The organism is Thermoanaerobacter kivui (assembly GCF_000763575.1).
Lineage (GTDB): Bacteria > Bacillota > Thermoanaerobacteria > Thermoanaerobacterales > Thermoanaerobacteraceae > Thermoanaerobacter > Thermoanaerobacter kivui.
Genome location: NZ_CP009170.1, coordinates 625,976 through 647,271 on the forward strand (window position 1 = coordinate 625,976; position 21,296 = coordinate 647,271).

Sequence of the window (21,296 nt, forward strand, 5' to 3'; positions counted from 1 at the left end):
ATTTCGATTTCCTTACGAAAGAAGGGAAGAAATTGGCTCTTTTCAATGTCTGGACATTTATTTTTACAATAATCAATATATTGGTTCTTTACTATATATTGAAGAAGGTTTTATTTAAACCGGTGACAGAATTTCTTGAAGCGAGAGAAAATAAAATCAAATCCTCTTTAGAAGAGGCAGATAAAGTGAGGCAAGAAGCTTACAAGCTAAAGGCAAAATACGACGAGATGCTACAAAATGCTGACAATGAAGGAAAAGCCATTATTGAGAGGGCACAGAAATTTGCGGAGGATAAAGCAAACAAGATTATTGAGGATGCTAATAAAGAAGCTAAAGCTATATTAGAGAGAGCTAAAGAAGAGGTAACCTTAGAAAAGATTAAAGCAATGCACGACTTAAGAGTAGAGATATCGCAATTAGTCATCGATGCTGCTTCTCGCGTCTTTGAGAAAAAGCTTCCCATTGATGATGAGGACATCATCAATGAAGTCATTGAGGAGGCGGGGGCATCATGGCGCAAATAATTGCGAAAAGGTATGCTTATGCCCTCTTTGATGTAGCAAAGCAGCACGATAAAGTTAAGGAATATTATGAGGAGTTAAACAAAGCAATCGAAATAATTCGAATTGAGGAAGTAAAAAAAATATTTAAAAATAAAAGCATTAACAAGGCTCAAAAGATAAAATTTATGGAACAAGTCTTAGCTGGCATTGATAAAGATATATTAAATTTCATAAAAGTAGTAATATCAAAGCATAGAGAAGACTTGATAGAAGATATTGAAGAACAATTTCAAAATCTCTATAAAGAATATTTTAAAATTGTAGATGCTAAAGTTGTGTCTGCTTATCCTTTAAAAGAGAGTACAATACAAAAACTTAAAAATAGCTTAGAGTCAAAACTTGGCAAACATGTAAATATTGAACCTATAGTAGATAAAAGCATATTAGGCGGTTTAAAACTTATTATTGGGAATACAATAATCGATGGTTCAGTCAAAGCAAGACTTACTGCACTTCTAAAAAATATGCAACAAGCCGTGTAAAATGATTTTAAGAAGGTGAAAGAGTATGAGCATAAGACCTGAAGAAATAAGTTCAGTTTTGGAAGAAAAAATAAAGAATTTTGATTTTAACCTTGAAACACAAGAAATTGGCCATGTTATTCAATCTGGTGATGGAATAGCTAAAATTTATGGCCTTGATAATGCTATTTACGGAGAGATGGTGGAGTTTGAAAGCGGAGTCGTTGGCATGGTGCTAAACCTCGAAGAAGACACTGTCGGTGTAGTTGTTCTTGGAGACCCCGAAAAAGTTAAAGAAGGTGACATAGTAAAAAGGACAGGAAGAATCATGGAAATCCCCGTAGGGAAAGAAATGTTAGGAAGAGTAGTAAATCCCTTAGGGGAACCCATTGATGGGAAAGGACCAATAAACTATGAAGCAAAGCGCCCCATTGAATATCCAGCTCCGCCGATAGTCAGAAGGAAGTCTGTTGATACACCTTTACAGACAGGTATTTTGGCGATAGATTCTATGATACCTATTGGAAGAGGACAGAGGGAATTAATAATAGGAGATAGGCAGACAGGTAAAACTGCCATTGCTATAGATACTATAATAAACCAAAAGGGCAAAGGTGTATATTGTATCTACGTTGCAATAGGTCAAAAGGCTTCCACTGTTGCAGGAATTGTCAATACGTTAGAAAAGCATGGTGCTATGGCTTATACGACGGTTGTTGCTTCTACAGCCAGTGATTCAGCTGCACTTCAGTATATCGCACCTTATGCAGGATGCGCTATGGGAGAACATTTTATGTACCAGGGTAAAGATGTGTTGGTGGTTTACGACGACTTGTCTAAACATGCTGTTGCTTACAGAACTATATCTTTGCTTTTAAGAAGGCCACCAGGAAGAGAGGCGTACCCTGGCGACGTTTTCTACCTTCACTCAAGGCTTCTTGAACGTTCTGCGCGACTTGCTGATGAGTACGGTGGAGGGTCTTTGACGGCTCTTCCGATTATTGAGACATTGGCAGGGGATGTATCTGCATATATTCCAACAAACGTAATTTCCATTACAGACGGGCAGATATATCTTGAGTCAGAGCTTTTCTATTCAGGAATAAGACCTGCCATAAATGTAGGACTTTCCGTATCTCGTGTTGGTGGTGCCGCACAAATAAAAGCGATGAAAAAAGTAGCAGGTCGCTTAAGGTTGGAACTTTCTCAGTACAGAGAATTGCAAGTCTTTGCTCGATTTGGATCTGATTTAGATAAAGCTACTCTTGAAGTTTTAAGACAAGGGGAAAGACTTGTTGAAATTACAAAGCAACCTCAATATCAGCCAATGCCAGTAGAAGATCAGGTAATAGCTATATATACTGTGGTAAATAAGTATGTAACTGATATCGAAGTAGGAAAAGTCAGGTCTTTCGTAAAAGGACTTTTAGAATTTTTAGATATAAGTCATCCCGAAATAAAGCAGTCAATAAGAGACACAAAAGATTTAACTTCCGAGACAGAGGAAAAATTAAAAGCTGTAATTTTGGAGTACAAGGAAAAGTACGCCACAAAGGGTGATAGTTAATGGGGAAAAGAGATATAGCCTTGCGCATTAAAAGTGTTAAGGAAACACGAAAAATTACGAGAGCTATGTATTTAATATCAGCTTCAAAGTTTCAAAAAGCCAAAGTTATGTTGGACAATGTAAGACCTTATTACCAGAAGGTTCAGCTTACAATGAAAGATATACTGCTTCACAGGGGGGAAGTTACCTCCCGCTATCTTGAAAGAAAAGAAGATAACAAAGAGAATAAGAAAAAATCTTTAATAGTCGTAACAGGGGACAAAGGCCTTTGTGGCGGTTATAACCACAATGTCATAAAAAAAGCTCAAGAAATCATTGGTAAAGAAGAAGTAAACTTAATGGTAATAGGAGAAATTGGAAGGCTTTATTTCACGCTAAAAGGATATAATGTGGATGGAGAATTTCTCTATACCGCTCAAAATCCAACTACAGCCATAGCAGGAGAAATTAGCGATGTCATATTAAATGCTTACAATAGAGGGCTGACAGATGAAATATCTATTGTTTATACTGAAATGCAAGGACTTGTACAAAAGGTAAGGGTTTTAAGACTTTTACCTTTAGACATTGACAACTTTATGGCGTTAGCCAATGAAGGAGAAGAAGCTGAAAAGAATGAAGTAGTAATTGACAGTGACATGATATACGAGCCTTCTGCTTCAGAAGTTTTTGATGTGCTTGTTCCTGAGTATCTCAAAGGTCTCATATACAGCATACTTGTTCAAGCATTTGCTTCAGAGCATTTTGCAAGGATGGTAGCAATGGATGGTGCCACTTCTAATGCAGATAAAATGATAAACAAACTGACATTAGAGTATAACAAGCTCAGACAAGCATCTATTACTCAGGAAATATCAGAAATAATTGCTGGGGCATCTGTATAAAAGGAGATGATAAATTGAAGAAGGGATATATTACACAGGTTATTGGTCCTGTTGTTGATATAAAGTTTGAAAGCGATTTACCGCCTATAAACAATGCTATCAAAATCCCGATGGAAGACAGAGAATTGGTAGTTGAAGTAGCGCAGCACATAGGGGATAATGTAGTAAGGTGTGTTGCGATGGCTTCAACAGACGGTTTAAGAAGAGGCATGGAATGCGTAGATACAGGTGGACCTATAATGGTTCCTGTGGGAAAGGGAACTTTAGGGCGAATGTTTAACGTATTGGGGCAGCCTATAGACGAATTAGGAGAGGTAAAAGATGTACAATACATGTCCATTCACAGAAAAGCGCCCCCCTTTGAGGAACAAAGCCCTGCTACTGAAGTTTTGGAGACAGGTATTAAAGTTATAGACTTACTTACTCCTTATCCCAAAGGTGGTAAAATAGGGCTTTTTGGTGGTGCTGGTGTCGGTAAAACGGTTTTGATAATGGAACTAATACGAAATGTTGCTATAGAACATGGTGGTTACTCAATTTTCACCGGTGTGGGTGAAAGGTCCCGTGAGGGAAATGAATTGTGGCATGAAATGCATGAATCAGGAGTTATAGACAAAACCGCTTTTGTATTTGGACAGATGAATGAGCCACCGGGAGCCAGAATGAGAGTAGGTCTTGCAGGGCTTACAATGGCAGAGTATTTTAGAGATGAAGAACACCAAGACGTATTGCTATTCATAGACAACATCTTCAGGTTTGTTCAGGCAGGTTCAGAAGTATCAGCACTTTTGGGAAGAATGCCTTCTGCCGTTGGCTATCAGCCTACTTTGGCGACAGACTTGGGACTTTTGCAAGAGAGGATTACTTCTACAAAGAAAGGATCTATTACCTCAGTTCAGGCTGTTTATGTTCCTGCTGATGACCTTACTGACCCTGCTCCTGCTACTACGTTTACTCACCTGGATGCAACAACGGTATTGTCAAGAAGTATTGCAGAAATGGGAATTTATCCTGCAGTAGATCCTTTAGATTCTACTTCACGTATATTGGAACCTCATATAGTAGGAGAAGAACATTATTATGTAGCAAGAAAAGTCCAGGAGATTTTGCAGAGATATAAAGAATTGCAGGATATCATCGCTATATTAGGAATGGAAGAGCTGACAGAGGAAGACAAACTCATAGTTTATAGAGCAAGAAAGATACAGAGATTTTTGTCACAGCCTTTCTTTGTAGCAGAAGCTTTCACAGGAACTCGAGGAAAGTATGTGCCGCTAAAAGAGACAATCAGAGGATTTAAAAAGATTGTAGAGGGCGAAATGGACGATATTCCAGAAGCAGCCTTTTACATGGTAGGAAATATCGACGAAGTATACGAAAAGGCTAAAAGCATGAAATGAGGTGAAAAAGATGGATAAAAATTTTCACCTCGAGGTTTTAACACCTCATAGAAAGTTTTATGAAGGGGATGTGGAAGAGATAATAGTGACTATTACCACTGGCCAAATAGGTATCTTAAAGGGCCACATCCCCATGACAGCGGCTATAGGCACAGGCACTCTTCAAATCAAAAAAGACGGCCAGTGGCGAGAAGCATTTATCTCTGGCGGCTTTATGGAAGTCAAAAGAGACAGCGTGACGATTTTGTCCAGTGCAGTAGAATGGCCTGAAGAAATTGACGTAGCTCGTGCTCAAGCAGCCAAAGAAAGAGCAGAAGAAAAACTTAGGCAAAAGAAAAGCCGCCAAGAGCATCTTTTAGCAGAAGCTGCTTTAAAGAGGGCTCTTATGAGATTGCGTATTGCAAGTAAATATCAAAATATATAAAAAATACCTCCAAAACCAGGTATAAAAACTTCCTACTGCGTTTAAAATGTTAGTAGGAAGTTTTTTATTTAAACCTTATTCAAACCAACAATTGATTTAAATATTAAGATAGAGATTTATCTGATACTGGTATTTCAGAAAGTACAATGCCAGAGAACATAAAAATTCCGCCTAGTATTGCTCTAAAGGACATCACTTCACCTGCAATTAGAAAAGCAGCTATTGCAGCGAAAACTGGCTCCAGTGCGAATATCAAAGCTGTATGAGTAGCAGTAGTGTACGCTTGCATTGTGTTTTGAGCAACAATAGCAAAAGCAGTTGCGAATACCCCTGTTATTATTATAGCTGACCATACATCAAGGGAAGTGGGTATAAAAGGCTTTTCAAATATTAAACTCACAATTCCGCTTAAAACAGCAACTACTACGATTTGAATAGTAGCAAGTAAATAAGTATCTAAAGTAGAAGCGTATTTTGTTATCAAAACAATCTGCATTCCAAAAGCAAAGGCACACAAAAGTGTCAAAAAATCACCTATGTTAATAGATAAGTCAATATTTGTAGTGAGCAGTATAAGTCCTATAAAAGCGAGTACAATTCCTAAAATTGCAGGTTTTGAAGGCTTTCTTTTAAGAAACACTGCTTCTAAAATTGGCACTAACACTACGCTAAACCCTGTTATAAATCCTGATTTAGATGCTGTAGTGTATTTAAGTCCCATTGTCTGAAAGGCATAACCTAAAAAAAGCATTGTGCCAATTATTGAAGCAGCAGCCAATGTTTTATTGTCAATGTTTTTTAACTTTTTATGGAAGATTATTGCCAGAAGCAAAAAAGCCAATAAAAAGCGTATAAAAAGAAAATTGTATACAGGAAGTGTCTGTATAGCGTTTTTGACTATTACAAATGTAGACCCCCACACCATAGTTACTAAGATAAGCACAATGTCGCTTTTTAATTGTTTGGACAACTTAAATTCCTCCTCAGAAGTTACTTAAAAATCATAGTTTAAAGTTGTGAACAATTGGCATACGCCTTCCTGTTCCAAAGGCTTTGGTGGTGATTTTGAGTCCGGGTGCTGCTTGTTTTCTTTTGTACTCTACTCTGTTGACTTTATTTATAATATCTTTTACCAATCTTTCATCATATCCTTTTTCTATTATTTCTTTTGCTGACCTGTTTTCCTCTATATACATCTTTAATATTTCATCCAAAATTTTATAAGGAGGCAATGAGTCTTCATCTTTTTGATTGGGTCTTAATTCTGCAGAAGGGGCTTTTTCAATTATAGAAGTCGGAATTATTTCTTTTTCTCTGTTTATATATCTTGCTAGTTCATATACCATTGTCTTAGGTACATCTGCTATCACAGCAAGGCTTCCGCTCATATCTCCGTAAAGAGTGCAATATCCCATTGCTAATTCTGATTTGTTTCCGGTAGTTAAAACAATGTGCCCTTCTCTATTTGATATAAACATTAAATAATTACCTCTTATTCTTGCCTGTATGTTTTCTTCTGCCAGGTCACCTATAACGTTGTTATCCCCATTGAAAACGGATAAATAACTTTTGAACACAGGTTCTATTGGGATTACTCTAAATTCAATTTCCAGATTATCAGCCAGTATTCTTGCATCGCTTTTACTTCCTTCAGAGGAATATCTTGAAGGCATTGAAACCGCAAGAACATTTTCTTTTCCTAAAGCTTCTACTGCTATGGCACAAACTACTGCAGAATCTATTCCGCCGCTTAAGCCTACTACTGCCTTTTTAAAACCTGATTTTTTGCAATAATCTCTTACACCAAGGACAAGAGCATTGTATACCCATGATATATCCTCTTTTATCTCAGGTAACTCTTTAAAATTTTTAAGCTCTTCCATATCGACAATTTTAATGTCTTCCTCAAAAGCTTTAAGTTGTACTACTCTTTTGCCTTCTTCATTTACTACAAAGCTAGCACCGTCAAATATCAATTCATCATTTGTACCAACTTGATTTACATAAACAAAAGGTATTGCGTACTTTTTTATCTTTTTCTCTATCATTTCTACTCTCATATTTTGCTTACCCAAGTAGTAAGGAGATGCTGAAATATTTATAAAAATATCAGGTTTTAGCTTAAATTGTTCTTCTAAAACATCAACAGAATAATCTACACTTGGCTCAAAAACATAATCTTTCCATATGTCTTCACATATATTAACTCCTAATTTTATCCCTTTAAAAGAAGCTACCTTTCTTATTTGTGCTGGTTTGAAATACCTTTTTTCATCAAATACGTCATAGTTGGGAAGTAAAGTCTTATCAAAAACCTCGACTATTTTACCGTCATAAATAAAAAAAGCAGAATTATAAAGATTGCCTTCTGTGTCTTGCCTTACAGTACCAAGTATTACTCCGATTTGATAAGTAGCGGGCAAGACTATTTCATTTATATATTTTTCATTGGCCTCTAAAAAATCTTGCATAAACAAAAAATCTTTAGGAGGATAACCCACAGTAACTAATTCAGAGAATACTACGAGGTCAGCCTTTTGATATTTTGCTCTATTTATAAACTCTATTATCTTTTTGAAGTTTCCTTTTATATCTCCCACAACTGGATTTATTTGAGCCAATGCGATTTTCATTAGTTTTCACCCCGCATTTATAATACTACAATACATATTTTAGCACATAAAAAGACAAAAAACACTGTTTTCTATCTCCACCTTATCAGCTTTTTTTCAAGATACACTATAAAAATGTACATCAAGGCAGAAAGTATTGAAAGTATCAAAACACTTGTCATTACTAAATCTAGCTTAAAAATTTGACCGCCGTAGACAATCAAATATCCCAAACCTGCTTTAGAAACTAAAAATTCTCCTGTAATTACTCCTACCCAGGAAAGGCCGATGTTTATTTTTATGGCGGAAATAATCGTTGGGACACTGGCGGGAAGAATACATTTTGTAAGTATTTGCATTTTTGTGGCACCAAAGGTCTTTAAAAGTTTTATTTTTTCTTCGTCTACTTCTTTAAAACCCGTTTGTAAGCTGATTATAGTTACTATCAATGAAATAGCAAGAGCCATTGTAATTATTGGAGCTTCTCCATTTCCCATCCAAACGATAAATATAGGACCCAATGCAATTTTAGGGAGGCTATTAAGTACAACCAAATAAGGTTCTGCTACTTTTGACAAAAAGTCTGACCACCACAGAAGTATAGCGATTATCATGCCAATTATTGTGCCAAGAGTAAAACCTATTATCGTTTCACTCAAAGTAACCCATATGTGCATAAAAAGAGAACCATTCTGACTTAAGGCTATTATAGTTTTTAACATTCTTGAAGGCTGGCTGACCAAAAAAGGGTCTACAATTTTATACATTGCCACAATTTCCCATGTAACAAAAAAGACGATTAATAATGCAAATTGAGTGACTCGTATTAATACATTTTTTCTCTTTACTTTTTTTAGAAATTCCCTGTGCTCTTTTGAAATATAAGGGGTTGCTGCTTCATACATGGACATCCAACTCCTTCCAAATTGAATTAAAATATTCTCTAAACTCAGGAGCTTTTCTGCAGCCTATGGGAGTTCGATCTTCACAAGTTAGGACAATGTCATAAATCTTTTTTAGATGGGCAGGCCTATTTGATAGAACCACAATTCTGTCACACATAGAAATTGCCTCTGAGATATCGTGAGTTACTATGACCGCAGTTTTTTGCTCATATTTAAGAATTTTATACACTTCATCGGATATAGCAAGTCTTGTTTGGTAGTCTAAAGCAGAAAAGGCCTCATCTAGTAAAAGTATGTCTGGTTTTAAAGCCAATGTCCTTATGAGAGCGGCTCTTTGTCGCATTCCACCTGACAATTGATTAGGATAATGGTTTTTAAACTCGCCGAGGCCGTATTTTACAAGCAAACCTTCTACGTATTTTTTAGACTCTTCTGTTAGACTTTTTTGTATTTCAAGTCCAAGTAGCGCATTTTGCCATATATTTCGCCATTCAAAGAGGTGATCTTTTTGAAGCATATAGCCTATTTTTCCGTTTACTTCTACACTTCCGTAAGAAGGCTTTAAAAGACCAGAAATAATAGAAAGAAGAGTAGATTTGCCACAACCAGAAGGGCCTATAATCCCTACAAATTCTCCTTCGTACACATCAAAAGAAATATTTTTTAAAGCTTCAGTTTCACCCTCTAAGGTGTGATAATTAAAGGATACATCTTTGAGGCTTACCATTATTTTATTCATAAAAGCACTCCCTTCTATGTGAAAAGTCAGTTAATAAAAGGGGAATTGTGCTCAATATGGGAGGGACATATTGAGCACAATTTAAAACTTTACTTTTTGATCATTTTTTCAGCTTTTTCAGCGAAAGTGTTGTTGATTAGATGATGTGAGTCCACCTTTTCTTTTATTACACCTGCATCTAAAAGTATATTTTGTAGAAAATCAAAGTCATCAACTTTCATTTTTAGAGTAGTGCCCCAGGTGTTTTGATTTTTGTACCTTTCAATTGCTGTCGCCATAAGGTCTACATCAGCATCTGGGAAGAAAGGCTTAATTGCTTCCGCTACTTCTTTAGGAGAATGAGATTCCACCCACAGCAGTCCTTTATACACTGCGTTTACAAAACGCTGTATTATATCGGGATGTTTTTCAATATAGCTTTTTCTTGCATTAAAAGTCGTATAAGGAACTTCATGACTGGAAGCGCCAACTGATGCTACAATGTATCCACCTTTTTGTTTTTCAACTAGGGAAGCTGTAGGTTCAAATAACGCCACGTAATCAGCATCGGAAGACATAAAAGCTCCCGCTGCGGCTGTAAATTGAAGATTGGTGATAAGGGTTAAATCTGTCTTCGGGTTTACGCCGTGCTCTTTTAAAATGTATTCCAGTGTCATTTGAGGCATCCCGCCAGGCCTTCCACCTATTACCTTTTTACCTCTTAAATTTTCCCATTTAAAGTCCGGTTCAGGCTTTTTCCCCAAAAGGAAAGACCCATCTTTTCTTGTGAGCTGCCCAAAGTTTACAAGATAATCATCTCTACCTTCTTTAAGTACGTATACAGTGGTTTCGGGTCCTTGAAGTCCTATGTCTGCTGTGCCAGATAAAACGGCCGTTGCAGCTTTATCTGACCCTTGAGCAGTTGTAATGACGAGTTCCAGCCCCTGTTCTTTGAAAAAGCCTTGGCTTACAGCTACGTAATAGGGAGCGTAAAAAATAGAATGGACTGTTTCTACAAAATTAATTTTTGTAAGTTTTTGACTTTTATTTGTACACCCTGCAAATAAAGAAACTGTAAGGGCTAATACTAACAGGAATACAATTAAGTACTTAAGCCTCATACCCATCCTCCTTTTTCTATTTTCACTTTATTATATTCTTGCAATTAAAATGTGTGATTGAGGCAAATTGTGCCTTTTTGCGATTTTAAATTTGTAATTGATAGTTTGATAAAAAGAAGGAAAAGTGAAATTTTTGTCGAATATGTATATACTGTGGTCTTAATGGATTAAAATGCTACAAGAAAAGGGGATTGAAAATGGCACAAAAAGTAGCTGTAAAAAAGGGCAAGACATTAAAAAAACAAACGAAAAAAACCTACAGAAGTTTTGCAAGCTTAGACACAATATTTTATATATTGCTTTTAGTTCTCGTATTTTATCCACCTTTTTTTAGAGGCATGTACTTTGAAAAAGAAATGTTTCCCACGATTGCATTGACTTCTGCGGTATTTATTATATGGGCTATTTTTAAAATTGTGCAAAAAGAACCCATAATAAGTACTACCTTAGACTATGCTGCTTTATCTCTTGTAGTGGCGTATATAATCTCTAGTTTTTTTGCTGTAAATATAAGGGCGAGCATAGGGGAAGTTTTGAGATATTTTGATTATTTGTTCATGTATTTTATGGTTAGTAGAACCGTAAAAGATAACAAAAAAATTTTTATGCTGTTAAATGTGCTAGTTTTAAGCTCTTTTGTAGTAGCGGTTGTGGGGCTGGGATCTTCAGTTAATCTCATCCATTACAACGGTTCATGGGTAGGAGGCAGGATAAACTCTACTTTTCAGTACCCTAATACAACAGCTTCATTTTTGATGGCTTTTTTCCTTGTCAATTTAGCTTTAATTTCTTATACTGATAATAAATATTTAAAGGCAATATACGGCGTAACCGCTTATACACAGTTTTACGCCTATGTATTTACCTTATCTCGCGGAGCATGGCTTATGCTTCCTTTCCTTGGCATTATCCTCATGTTTTTGATGCCAAGAGGCAAAAGAATAGAACCTTTTATGTATTTTGTAGGGGTTTTAATTGCTTCAGCACTGCCTATAGTAAAATTTAATTCAGCAGTTGCCAGCGGTGTAGCTCTCAATTTAATCAAATGGTATTTGATTGGGGTTTTTGCTTCACTAATTGTTACATACGCAATAAGCTTTTTTGTAAGTGTTGTCAATAAAATAAATGTGAAAGTGGGAATAGCTATTGCTGCTGCAATTGGAATCTTTGTGTTAGCAGCAGGATACATAATTTTTACGACACAAGTTCCTTTGACTTTAAAACATGATGTAGAGGAGCCTGACAGTATAAAAAGTGTTACGAGATTTGTGAGTGCAGAACCTGACAGAGTTTATGTATTAAAATACGATGTTGTAGCCAAAAATTCCTCAAATAAGGATTGGGCTTACGGCATAATAATAAACAGCAGAAATGAAAATGACCAGGCGATTAAAATTGCAGAATTCTACGACAAAGACAATTTCATAGGAGAAAAAACAATAGAATTTTCTACTTTAAAAGACACAAAAAGGCTTGCCATAACATTTGTAAATAATTTCCGAAACACGTCAGTTACTTTTACAAAGGCGCAAATATATCCTAAAAATGCTCCTTATGAAGTACAAAACATAATGTTAAAATATAAATACTTGCCGGAGGATATTGCATCCCGCGTGCAAGATATAGACTTTACCAGCCGCAGTAGTTCACAGAGGATGCAATTTTATAAAGATGGATTTAAAATTTTCAAAGATTATCCTATATTTGGAGCAGGTGGCGGTGCATGGGCATCACTATATTTCAAATACCAATCTTACCTGTATTGGACTACTCAGACTCATAACTATTTCATGCAGGTACTTTTAGATACGGGTATTATTGGAGCTATCGCTATAATGTTTTTGCTTTTGTCACTATTTAGGGGTATGTACAGAGTGTATAAGGGATATTTGGAGGAAAAAGACAGAATATTAATTTCTGCTGTTATAACAGCAATAGTAAGTCTTTACGCTCATGCTGCAATGGATTTTGACCTGTCGCTTTCTGCAGTATCTATTGCACTTTGGGCGTTAATTGGTGTAATAAATTCTTTGGACATACTAAAAGTTAAAGTAAAAAACAAAAAAATTTACTTAAACTATTTAGCGATAGTTGTAGCCTTTGTTGTAATGTTTATGTCTACTTCTATGTCAGTAGCGTTAAGTTATGCCGTAAAAGGGGATAACTTTTTGAGACAACAAAATCTTATTTTGGCGGAACAAAATTATGAAAAAGCAGTATCCTATGACCCGTGGAACGCAAAATACAGAATGACATACGGGCAAATTCTCACCGCCCTTGGTGACCAGTTAAAGGATGCTGTAAAGCTTCAAAAAGCGATGTTTGAGGAAGAAAAAGCCGTGCAATTAGAGCCTTTTAATTCTCAACTTAATGCCCAACTGGGAGCTTTCTATCTTGCTCATGGACAAATTGACCTTGGCCTTAAATATGTATTAAAAGCAGTGGAAGTACAACCATTGAGGCCAGAAAATTACCAGCAATTAGCTGATGCTTATAACAAAGTTGGTATGTATTATTTAAACAATGGAGATAAAGAAAAGGCAAAAGAATTTTTGCAAAAAGCGGTAGATGTACAAAAAATGTTTGACAAAGCAAATTCCAAATCATTAGAGCCAAAGCCTATGACTGAAATGACCAAACAGATAATAGAAGAATCCCAAAAGACGCTTCAAGAGATACATTAAAAGTGTATCTCTCTTTTTTTATCTTGATTTACTATAGTAAAAATGGTATGATGAAGCTAGTAAAAGGTTTTTATATGTTGGCCATGAAATGACAAATGAAGATTTTGTGAATTTTATTGTTGACAAATTTAATAGTTTTGAAAAAAGGTTTGACAACTTTGAAAAAAGATTGGATGGATTTGAAGAAAGATTTGATGAAGCTATTACAAAAATAAAGATGAAGTTAGAGAAAACACTAGATTAGCATGATAAAAAGATTACCGAATTAAACCAAAAATCACAGGAAGTAAAGTTGGATATAGTAGAGAAAAATAACAAAAAAGTTAAAATGTATTAAAATTTTTTATAAAATATATTATCTAGAAAGTGAGGTGTATGAAGATAACAGTCAAGAGAGTAGAACAAATACAGATAAATAGAAATCACGAATTGTGGGATTACTGTGATAAAATATGTTTTGCAGCAAAAAATCTATATAATTACGCTAACTACATTGTAAGGCAGGAATTTATAAACAACCATAAATGGATAAGATACAGAAATCTTAATAAAATGCCAAAAGAACACGAAATGTACAAAAACTTACCTGCTCAGACAGCGCAGCAAACTTTAAGACTTCTAGATAGAAACTGGAAGTCATTTTTTAGAGCAATGAAAGAATGGAGTAAAGATAAAAGTAAATTCAACGGCAAACCAAAGCTACCAAAATATAAAAAGAAAAATGGCAGAAGTACTGTGGGGTTACACCCAGTTAGGCTGAACATAGCCTAACAAAGAATAGTATTTAATAAAATTTTAAATAGTTTTTAATATTTTAAATACTATTCATAACCTACAGCTTTTAAAGAGAGCAGTAGTAAATTTGTAGACATCGAGATACACTATAAAGTGTGTCTTTTTTTGTAAAGTGTAGCAGTAAATCTTGAGCCGAAGTGAAACGAAGCCTTAAGCCGAAGAATCTCATGCATAAAGGAACACGAAAAAAATGCAAAAAAGTATTAAAAAAGAAAGGTAGGAAGGTGCAGAGATGAAGAAAATACCCTATGGGATGTCCAATTTCAGAGCGATGAGAGAAGAAGGGTACCTGTATGTAGACAAAACGATGTATATAGAGAAGATAGAGAACTTAAATAGCAAATACCTGTTTTTCATAAGGCCGAGGAGGTTTGGGAAGAGTCTATTTCTTTCTACATTAGAGAACTATTATGACATAAACAATGAGAAAGACTTTGAGAAACTATTTGGCGACTTATATATAGGGAAGAACCCAACAAAGCTAAAGAACAGTTATATGATACTCAAGCTGAATTTTTCAGGCCTAAACACAGAAAACAAAGACCAACTAAAAGAGTCCTTTTTGTTAAGTGTGAAAAATTCAATAAATGCTTTATTAGACAGATACGAGGGTATATTAGAAAATACGGAAGAAATAAGGAAGAAAATTGACCAAATAACTGATATAAATGCAGTTATAATGACGATAATAAATGAAGTAAAAAAAGTAGGTAAAAAGATATACCTAATAATAGACGAATATGACCATTTTGCCAATGACATAATAGCGATGGGTGAGAGTGAATTTTACAGAGAGATAGTGAGGGCATCAGGTTTTGTAAGAGACTTTTATGAGACATTGAAGATAGGGACAGAGAGTGTAATAGACAGGATATTCATAACAGGGATATCCCCAATAATGTTGGACGACTTAACGAGTGGATTTAACATAGCATTAAATGTCACAATGGATTTAAGCTTAAATGAGATGCTAGGATTTACAGAAGAAGAAGTAGTGAAGATACTAGAAGAAGTAGGGATAGAGGAAAAAGAGAAAGAAAAATCATTAGAAGAATTAAAAGAATTATACGATGGTTATTTATTTAGTGCAGAAGCGGAGAAAAGGATATACAATCCCGACATGGTATTGTATTATCTTGACAGTATAGTAAGATACAAAAAACCGCCTAGAAATTTAATAGACGACAATGTAAAGACAGACTATGGCAGGTTAAACAGACTTACGATGAATGAAGAGAACAGGGCATTATTAGAGAGAATCATAAAAGAGGAAGGGATAGTAGCGGAGATAGTAACAAAATTTTCATTTGACAGGATGTACGACGAAGAATACTTTATATCGTTGTTATTCTATATGGGGTTACTAACGATAGAGAGGCAAGAAAAAACGAGATTATTTTTAAAAATACCCAATTACGTAATCAAGACAATAATGTGGGAATATATAGAAACGAATTTAAAGAAAGAATACAAAATTAATCTTGACCTAAATGAGTTAAGGAAGACCATAGAAGAGATGGCGTATGAAGGGAGAATAAAACCGTATATAGAGTATATAAGCCAGAATGTGCTAAAGGTGCTTTCGAACAGGGACATAATAAACTTTGATGAAAAATATATCAAAGTGATATTAATTACGTATCTTGTAAACAGTAAAGCCTATAGGCCAATAAGTGAGAGGGAGACAGAAGGAGGGTATATAGACATATACTTGGAGAGGGACATAAGGATACCGGATGTAAAATACGAGTGGTTAATAGAGCTAAAATACATAAAGAAAAGTGAGAAAGACAAAGTAGACAAGATAAAAGAAGAAGGTATAAGGCAGCTTAAGAGGTATAGAGAAAGCAGAGGGCTAAAAGAGAGAAAAGATGTAAAAGAAGCACTGCTTATATTCATAGGAAAAGATGAGTACCAAGTAATTGAAGTGTAGATCAAAACGTATGTTCCAATTTCTCATTAAAATTTCATATGATGGCGTGGTTTTTTTTTTAAAAAGATAGTAAAGAAAAATAATAAATGGTTTTAAATGTATTAAAATTTTTAATAAAACGTATTTGCATTATCTTGTGAATTATGTTACAATATTTACAAAGTGAGGTAAATATGAAAGCAAAAGATGTTTTGGAATTATTAAAAATATCGAGACCTACATTAACCAAAGAAGAAAAGTTCAAAGAATAAAAAAGCACACTGTGTTGCGAATCTGTCTTGTGAGTTTCAGCTTTACCTTAACTATATGAGTTGCTGAAGCGCTCTGGATATTGGAATATTCTGTGTTTTAACTAGGTGATAAAGTCAAGTGTGTTAATTGGTTTGCTGTGAGTGAACAGGTTTCAGTTACTTAAAAGATAAGAAGAGGGTGATTGTATGAAAATCACAAAGAAAATAGAAATTCCGGAGGAAATACTTATAAGTCTTAGAAAAAGTGAAGATGAGTTTATAGCTGAGCTGAAAAGAACAGCAGCAGTGAGATACTATAGGGAAAGAAAGCTTTCTCTGGGGCAGTGCGCAGCACTTGCTGAAATGAGTGAGGAAGAATTTATAAAATACCTTGCAAGTTTTGACACAAGTATTTTTTCCTTTGATGATAAGGAAGAACTTTTGGAGGACATTAAAAATGCCTAAAGTCGTTGCTAATTCAACGCCAATAATAGTTCTTTCCAATATAAACAAAATTGAAATTTTAAAAAAGCTCTATGAAGTTGTTTACGTACCTTATGGTGTTTTTGAAGAAGTAAGTTTTGGCGATAGTAAAGATACTTTTAAAACTAATGATTTTATAAAAATTGAGAAAATAGAAGACAAAGAAGCCACGTAGTTTTTTCCTGCCTACCTTCATAGAGGAGAAGTAGAAGTAATGATCTTAGCAAAAGAAATTAGCGCTGATCTATGCCTAATAGACGATTACCTTGCAAGAAAGCATGCAAAAAGCTTAGGGCTGACTGTCACTGGGACGTTAGGAGTATTAATAAAAGCAAAAGAGAAAGGCCTTTTAAAAGAAATAAAGCCTTTACTGGATGAGATGATACAGAAAAAGTTTTTTATTGATAAAAAATTGTATGATGAAGTTTTAGAAATTTGTAAAGAAAAGTAATGCATCGTCAGATGTTTTATTTTACAAAATTTTGAAATGAAAGCAGATCTTAATTTATATGTAAGATGATAAAATGTTAGAACTGAAAAAAGTTGTTCGGGAAAGAGGGAGTTTTATCTCTACAACAGTTAAAGTTTTCCATTACTATATGGGTTTATCCTAAAATTTTGCTAAAAATTTATAAAAAATTTCCTTAAAAAAGAAGGAAAATAGTATTTTATGTCGAAAATATATTAATTGGATTGGTTATCCATTCTTTTTGACATGACCCGATAGGACTTATGAGGCTGTTTCGGCGCCCATAAGTTTTATTGGTGGTAATATAGATTATAGATACAAAAAGCGGAGGTGGTGCTATTTAAGCACTTGCGCCCGCAGAGTGAGGCTTTATCTTTTTTATTTCCTGCAGTAGTCAAAAATGATGTGATATAATATAGGTGAGATATGATGGAAACTGATAAAAATAAAAAGAATTTAAATGCCCCTCATGATAAAGGTTATAAATATCTACTTTCTCATAAAAAAGTATTTATTGAACTTTTAAGAAGTTTTGTCAAAAAAGATTGGGTAAATGAAATAGACGAATCTAAAGTAATACGAATAAACAAATCCTTCATATTGCAAGATTTTAAAAATAAAGAGGCTGATTTGGTTTATCAAGTAAAATTGAAGGATAAAGAAGTTTTCTTTTATATATTGTTGGAATTACAATCAAAAGTTGATTTTCAAATGCCATACAGATTGTTATTGTATATAATTGAAGTGTGGAGAGAAATTCTTAAAGATACATCATTAAACCAGCAAAAAAGGAAGGACTATAAATTACCAGCGATTATTCCTATTGTGTTGTATAATGGTGTTAATAGATGGACTGCTTCTTTGAGCTTTAAAGAAACGATAGATTCATATCAATTATTTGGAGAAAATATAATAGATTTTAAATATATTTTCATTGATGTGAATAGATATAATGAAGAAGAACTTTTACAATTATCTAATCTTATAGGTAGTGTCTTTTTGCTAGACAGAAGGATAGACAGAGAAGAATTAATAGAAAGATTAAAAAAATTAACAGATGTGCTTAAAAATCTGTCTGAAGAAGAGTTTATATTATTGAGAAACTGGTTTGTGTCTATTATATTCAGATTTCTACCCGAAGGCAAAAGAGAAGAGGTAAAGAAAATATTCGAAAAGAGTGAGGGGGTGGAAAAAATGATTTCCAATTTAGAACGTAGTTTAAAAGAGGAATTTAAAAAAACTAGAAAAGAAGGAAAAATAGAAGGGAAAAAAGAAGGAAAAATAGAAGGAATACGAATGGTGCTACTTGAACAATTGAAAGAAAAGTTTAAAGATATACCTTTTGAATATATAAATGGACTTGAAAAGTTAGATGACAAAGCATTACTTGCTTTAGCAAGAGATATTTTGAAAATTGAAAAATTAGATGACTTAAAGAAGTATATAAATTAATTTTATAGGCATGGTCTTTTATTTTTTGGTGTAATAATGGACTAATTGTACGAAATCATAATTTAGTATAATTGGGTGGAGAGGGAATTTTTTTATTTTAAGGGAAATCAAACTTTCTAGAGAGGGTTTTAAGTATGGAGATAGAATTAATTAATTTGAAACGACAGTATAAAAATTTAAAAGATAAAATAAATCAAGCAATAGAAAAAGTTTTAGAAAATGGCCAATATATCTTAGGTCCAGAAGTAAAAGCTTTTGAAAGAGAAATAGCAGAATACTTAGGTGTAAAATACGCAATAGGTGTAGCAAACGGGACTGATGCTTTGGTGCTTTCATTAAGAGCTCTTGGTATTGGACCAGGGAATGAAGTTATAACAACTCCTTTTACCTTTTTTGCAACATCAGAGGCAGTTTCTCAGGTAGGTGCTACACCAGTTTTTGTTGATATAGATCCAGATACCTACAATATAAATCCTGATTTGATAGAAGAAAAAATTACTGAAAAAACAAAAGCTATCTTACCAGTACATATTTTTGGACAACCCTGTGATATGAACAAAATCATGGAAATTGCCAAAAAACACAATTTATACGTAATCGAAGATGCCTGCCAAGCAATAGGAGCAGAGTATAAAGGCCAAAAAGTAGGCACTTTTGGAGATGTCGCCTGTTTTTCATTTTTTCCCACAAAAAACTTAGGTGGTTATGGCGATGGGGGAATGGTTGTAACTAATAATCCAGAAATAGCTGAAAAAGTGGACATTCTCAGAAAGCATGGCAGCAAAAAGAAATATTATAACGAAGAAATTGGATATAACAGCAGACTCGATGAACTGCAGGCTGCAATTTTAAGAGTAAAATTAAAATATCTTGATATGTGGAATGGTCAAAGAATTAGTGCAGCTAATAAATATAACGAACTATTAAAAGACTTATCGGATGTCATAAAAACTCCATATAAATTGCCAGAGGTTAAACACATATATCATTTGTACTGCATACAAAGTGAAAAAAGAGAATTTTTAATGGAAAAATTAAAAGAAAATGGCATTGCAACAGGGATATACTATCCTGTGCCATTACATCTTCAAAAGGCGTATGCGGATTTAGGCTACAAAGAAGGCGACTTGCCAGTTGCTGAAGGAGTATGTAGAAAAATTTTTGCTATACCGATGTATCCTGAAATTACTGATGAAGAGATTAACTATGTTAGTGAGATACTGCACAAAATTGTAAACGAAGGAGATTGATATTGTGGAGAGGAAGAAAGAGTTTAGCAGGACATACTATGAACTTTTAGACAAAATAGAGAGCAAAAAGGCAGTAATAGGGGTAATAGGGTTAGGCTATGTAGGATTGCCTCTTGCGGTGGAAAAAGCTAAAGCAGGATATAAAGTAATAGGATTTGACATTCAAGAGCACAAGGTGGAAAAAGTAAACAAAGGCATAAATTACATTGGTGATATCCTAGATGGAGACTTAAAAGAAGTGGTTGAGCAGGGAAGATTAACGGCCACAAATGATTATGCTTTTCTAAAAGATGTAGATGCAGTTGCGATATGTGTTCCTACACCTCTTGATAAAAATAAACAGCCTGACTTATCCTACATAATTAACTCTACCAAAGAAATAGCAAAATATTTACATAAAGGCATGTTGGTTGTACTTGAAAGCACTACATATCCCGGTACCACTGAAGAAGTTGTAAAACCTATTTTAGACGAGACTGGCTTGATATGCGGAGAAGACTATTTTTTAGCCTATTCACCTGAAAGAGTGGATCCCGGTAACAAGCAATACAATACAAAAAATACTCCTAAAGTGGTAGGCGGCGTCACAAAACAATGTACAAAAATTGCCGCTGCTCTTTATAGAAATGTCCTTGACAGTGAAGTGTTTGAAGTATCAAGTCCCAAAGTAGCAGAGATGGAAAAAATATATGAAAACACTTTTAGAAATATCAATATAGCACTGGCTAATGAAATGGCTATCATATGTTATCGCATGGGCATAGATGTATGGGAAGTAATTGAGGCAGCAAAGACAAAGCCCTACGGTTTTATGGCTTTTTATCCTGGTCCAGGACTTGGTGGCCATTGCATTCCTATTGATCCTTTTTATCTCGCGTGGAAAGCAAGAGAATATGACTATCATACAAGGCTCATCGAAACCTCAGGTGAAATAAATAATTACATGCCAGAATTTGTAGTGGAGCGCATTTCAAGAATTTTAAATAGATTTAAAAAACCAATCAATGGTTCGACTATCTTGCTTTTAGGAGTAGCTTATAAAAAAGATATAGATGATATAAGGGAATCACCCGCTCTAAAGATAATCTCAATGTTAGAAAAAGAAGGAGCAAAAGTAAAATATAACGATCCCCATGTACCTGAATTTAAACATAATGGCAAATTGTATTATTCAGAGAATCTAACTGATGATTTATTAAGTTCCTCTGACCTTGTTGTAATTACAACAGACCACACAAAATACGATTATGAGCATATAGTTAAGACAGCAAAGTTTGTATTTGACACAAGAAATGCTACAAAAAACTTAAAAGAATTAAGAGAAAAAATAGAAGTGCTGTAGGTG

20 protein-coding genes and 1 pseudogene are annotated in these 21,296 nt (G+C 34.4%); 16 read left to right on the forward strand and 5 right to left on the reverse strand.

Going from position 1 to position 21,296, the window contains the following annotated elements; all coding sequences use genetic code 11:
* The first annotated feature begins 32 nt into the window (after window positions 1-32).
* From atpF to TKV_RS03140, 6 genes are read left to right on the forward strand one after another with little or no spacing between them, the layout of a single operon-like run.
* Window positions 33-524 carry a F0F1 ATP synthase subunit B gene (atpF, locus tag TKV_RS03115; RefSeq protein WP_049684710.1) on the forward strand — a complete coding sequence of 164 codons (492 nt, stop codon included), beginning with the start codon at window positions 33-35 and terminating at the stop codon, window positions 522-524.
* The gene (gene atpH / locus TKV_RS03120) at window positions 512-1,045 is read left to right on the forward strand and encodes an ATP synthase F1 subunit delta (RefSeq protein WP_049684711.1); all 534 of its coding nucleotides are present in this window, start codon (window positions 512-514) and stop codon (window positions 1,043-1,045) included. The genes atpF and atpH overlap by 13 nt, the downstream gene beginning before the upstream one ends.
* Window positions 1,046-1,070: 25 nt before the next feature.
* Window positions 1,071-2,591 (forward strand): F0F1 ATP synthase subunit alpha, encoded by a 1,521-nt coding sequence (atpA, locus tag TKV_RS03125; RefSeq protein ID WP_049684712.1) that lies wholly within the window; start codon window positions 1,071-1,073, stop codon window positions 2,589-2,591.
* Entirely contained in the window at window positions 2,591-3,475 is an 885-nt protein-coding gene (gene atpG / locus TKV_RS03130; protein WP_049684713.1) for an ATP synthase F1 subunit gamma, read from the forward strand. Before atpA ends, atpG begins: the two co-directional genes overlap by 1 nt.
* 14 nt (window positions 3,476-3,489) lie before the next feature.
* Complete coding sequence (atpD, locus tag TKV_RS03135) at window positions 3,490-4,875, forward strand: F0F1 ATP synthase subunit beta (protein WP_049684714.1); 1,386 nt, start codon at window positions 3,490-3,492, stop codon at window positions 4,873-4,875.
* 10 nt (window positions 4,876-4,885) lie between these two features.
* Window positions 4,886-5,299: a F0F1 ATP synthase subunit epsilon gene (locus TKV_RS03140; RefSeq protein ID WP_049684715.1), complete on the forward strand. Its 414-nt coding sequence runs from the start codon at window positions 4,886-4,888 to the stop codon at window positions 5,297-5,299.
* 103 nt (window positions 5,300-5,402) lie between these two features.
* On the opposite strand, the gene TKV_RS03145 is transcribed toward TKV_RS03140, so the two are convergent.
* The 5 genes from TKV_RS03145 to TKV_RS03165 form a co-directional block, all read right to left on the reverse strand.
* Window positions 5,403-6,269 carry a DMT family transporter gene (locus TKV_RS03145; protein ID WP_049684716.1) on the reverse strand — a complete coding sequence of 289 codons (867 nt, stop codon included), beginning with the start codon at window positions 6,267-6,269 and terminating at the stop codon, window positions 5,403-5,405.
* 31 nt (window positions 6,270-6,300) lie between these two features.
* Entirely contained in the window at window positions 6,301-7,932 is a 1,632-nt protein-coding gene (locus TKV_RS03150) for an NAD+ synthase (RefSeq protein WP_049684717.1), read from the reverse strand.
* A 71-nt stretch (window positions 7,933-8,003) separates the two neighbouring features.
* On the reverse strand, window positions 8,004-8,816 hold the full coding sequence (locus TKV_RS03155; RefSeq protein ID WP_049684718.1) for an ABC transporter permease: 813 nt from the start codon (window positions 8,814-8,816) through the stop codon (window positions 8,004-8,006).
* The gene (locus TKV_RS03160) at window positions 8,809-9,555 is read right to left on the reverse strand and encodes an ABC transporter ATP-binding protein (protein WP_049684719.1); all 747 of its coding nucleotides are present in this window, start codon (window positions 9,553-9,555) and stop codon (window positions 8,809-8,811) included. The genes TKV_RS03155 and TKV_RS03160 overlap by 8 nt, the downstream gene beginning before the upstream one ends.
* 89 nt (window positions 9,556-9,644) lie before the next feature.
* Window positions 9,645-10,655 (reverse strand): ABC transporter substrate-binding protein, encoded by a 1,011-nt coding sequence (locus TKV_RS03165; RefSeq protein WP_049684720.1) that lies wholly within the window; start codon window positions 10,653-10,655, stop codon window positions 9,645-9,647.
* A 197-nt stretch (window positions 10,656-10,852) separates the two neighbouring features.
* Here TKV_RS03165 and TKV_RS03170 point away from each other — a divergent pair, with 197 nt between their 5' ends.
* The 10 genes and pseudogenes from TKV_RS03170 to TKV_RS03205 all read left to right on the forward strand — a co-directional run bounded on the left by TKV_RS03170 (window position 10,853) and on the right by TKV_RS03205 (window position 21,293).
* Entirely contained in the window at window positions 10,853-13,339 is a 2,487-nt protein-coding gene (locus TKV_RS03170; RefSeq protein WP_049684721.1) for an O-antigen ligase family protein, read from the forward strand.
* An 88-nt stretch (window positions 13,340-13,427) separates the two neighbouring features.
* Window positions 13,428-13,583, forward strand: a complete 156-nt coding sequence (locus tag TKV_RS13130; RefSeq protein ID WP_003870603.1) for a hypothetical protein — start codon at window positions 13,428-13,430, stop codon at window positions 13,581-13,583.
* 131 nt (window positions 13,584-13,714) lie between these two features.
* A pseudogene (locus TKV_RS03175) lies at window positions 13,715-14,071 on the forward strand (RNA-guided endonuclease TnpB family protein); the annotation flags it as partial.
* 295 nt (window positions 14,072-14,366) lie between these two features.
* Window positions 14,367-16,067: an AAA family ATPase gene (locus tag TKV_RS03180; RefSeq protein WP_049684723.1), complete on the forward strand. Its 1,701-nt coding sequence runs from the start codon at window positions 14,367-14,369 to the stop codon at window positions 16,065-16,067.
* Between the two features lie 437 nt (window positions 16,068-16,504).
* A complete protein-coding gene (locus TKV_RS03185) occupies window positions 16,505-16,762 on the forward strand; it encodes a UPF0175 family protein (protein ID WP_049684724.1) in 258 nt (85 codons plus the stop codon).
* On the forward strand, window positions 16,755-16,955 hold the full coding sequence (locus TKV_RS13325; RefSeq protein ID WP_236617316.1) for a hypothetical protein: 201 nt from the start codon (window positions 16,755-16,757) through the stop codon (window positions 16,953-16,955). The genes TKV_RS03185 and TKV_RS13325 overlap by 8 nt, the downstream gene beginning before the upstream one ends.
* Window positions 16,956-16,994: 39 nt before the next feature.
* Complete coding sequence (locus TKV_RS13330; RefSeq protein ID WP_236617317.1) at window positions 16,995-17,231, forward strand: DUF3368 domain-containing protein; 237 nt, start codon at window positions 16,995-16,997, stop codon at window positions 17,229-17,231.
* 444 nt (window positions 17,232-17,675) lie between these two features.
* A complete protein-coding gene (locus tag TKV_RS03195; protein ID WP_049684725.1) occupies window positions 17,676-18,701 on the forward strand; it encodes an Rpn family recombination-promoting nuclease/putative transposase in 1,026 nt (341 codons plus the stop codon).
* A gap of 134 nt (window positions 18,702-18,835) precedes the next feature.
* Window positions 18,836-19,951: a DegT/DnrJ/EryC1/StrS family aminotransferase gene (locus TKV_RS03200; protein WP_049684726.1), complete on the forward strand. Its 1,116-nt coding sequence runs from the start codon at window positions 18,836-18,838 to the stop codon at window positions 19,949-19,951.
* A 4-nt stretch (window positions 19,952-19,955) separates the two neighbouring features.
* Window positions 19,956-21,293: a nucleotide sugar dehydrogenase gene (locus TKV_RS03205; protein WP_049684727.1), complete on the forward strand. Its 1,338-nt coding sequence runs from the start codon at window positions 19,956-19,958 to the stop codon at window positions 21,291-21,293.
* The last annotated feature ends 3 nt before the right edge of the window (window positions 21,294-21,296 follow it).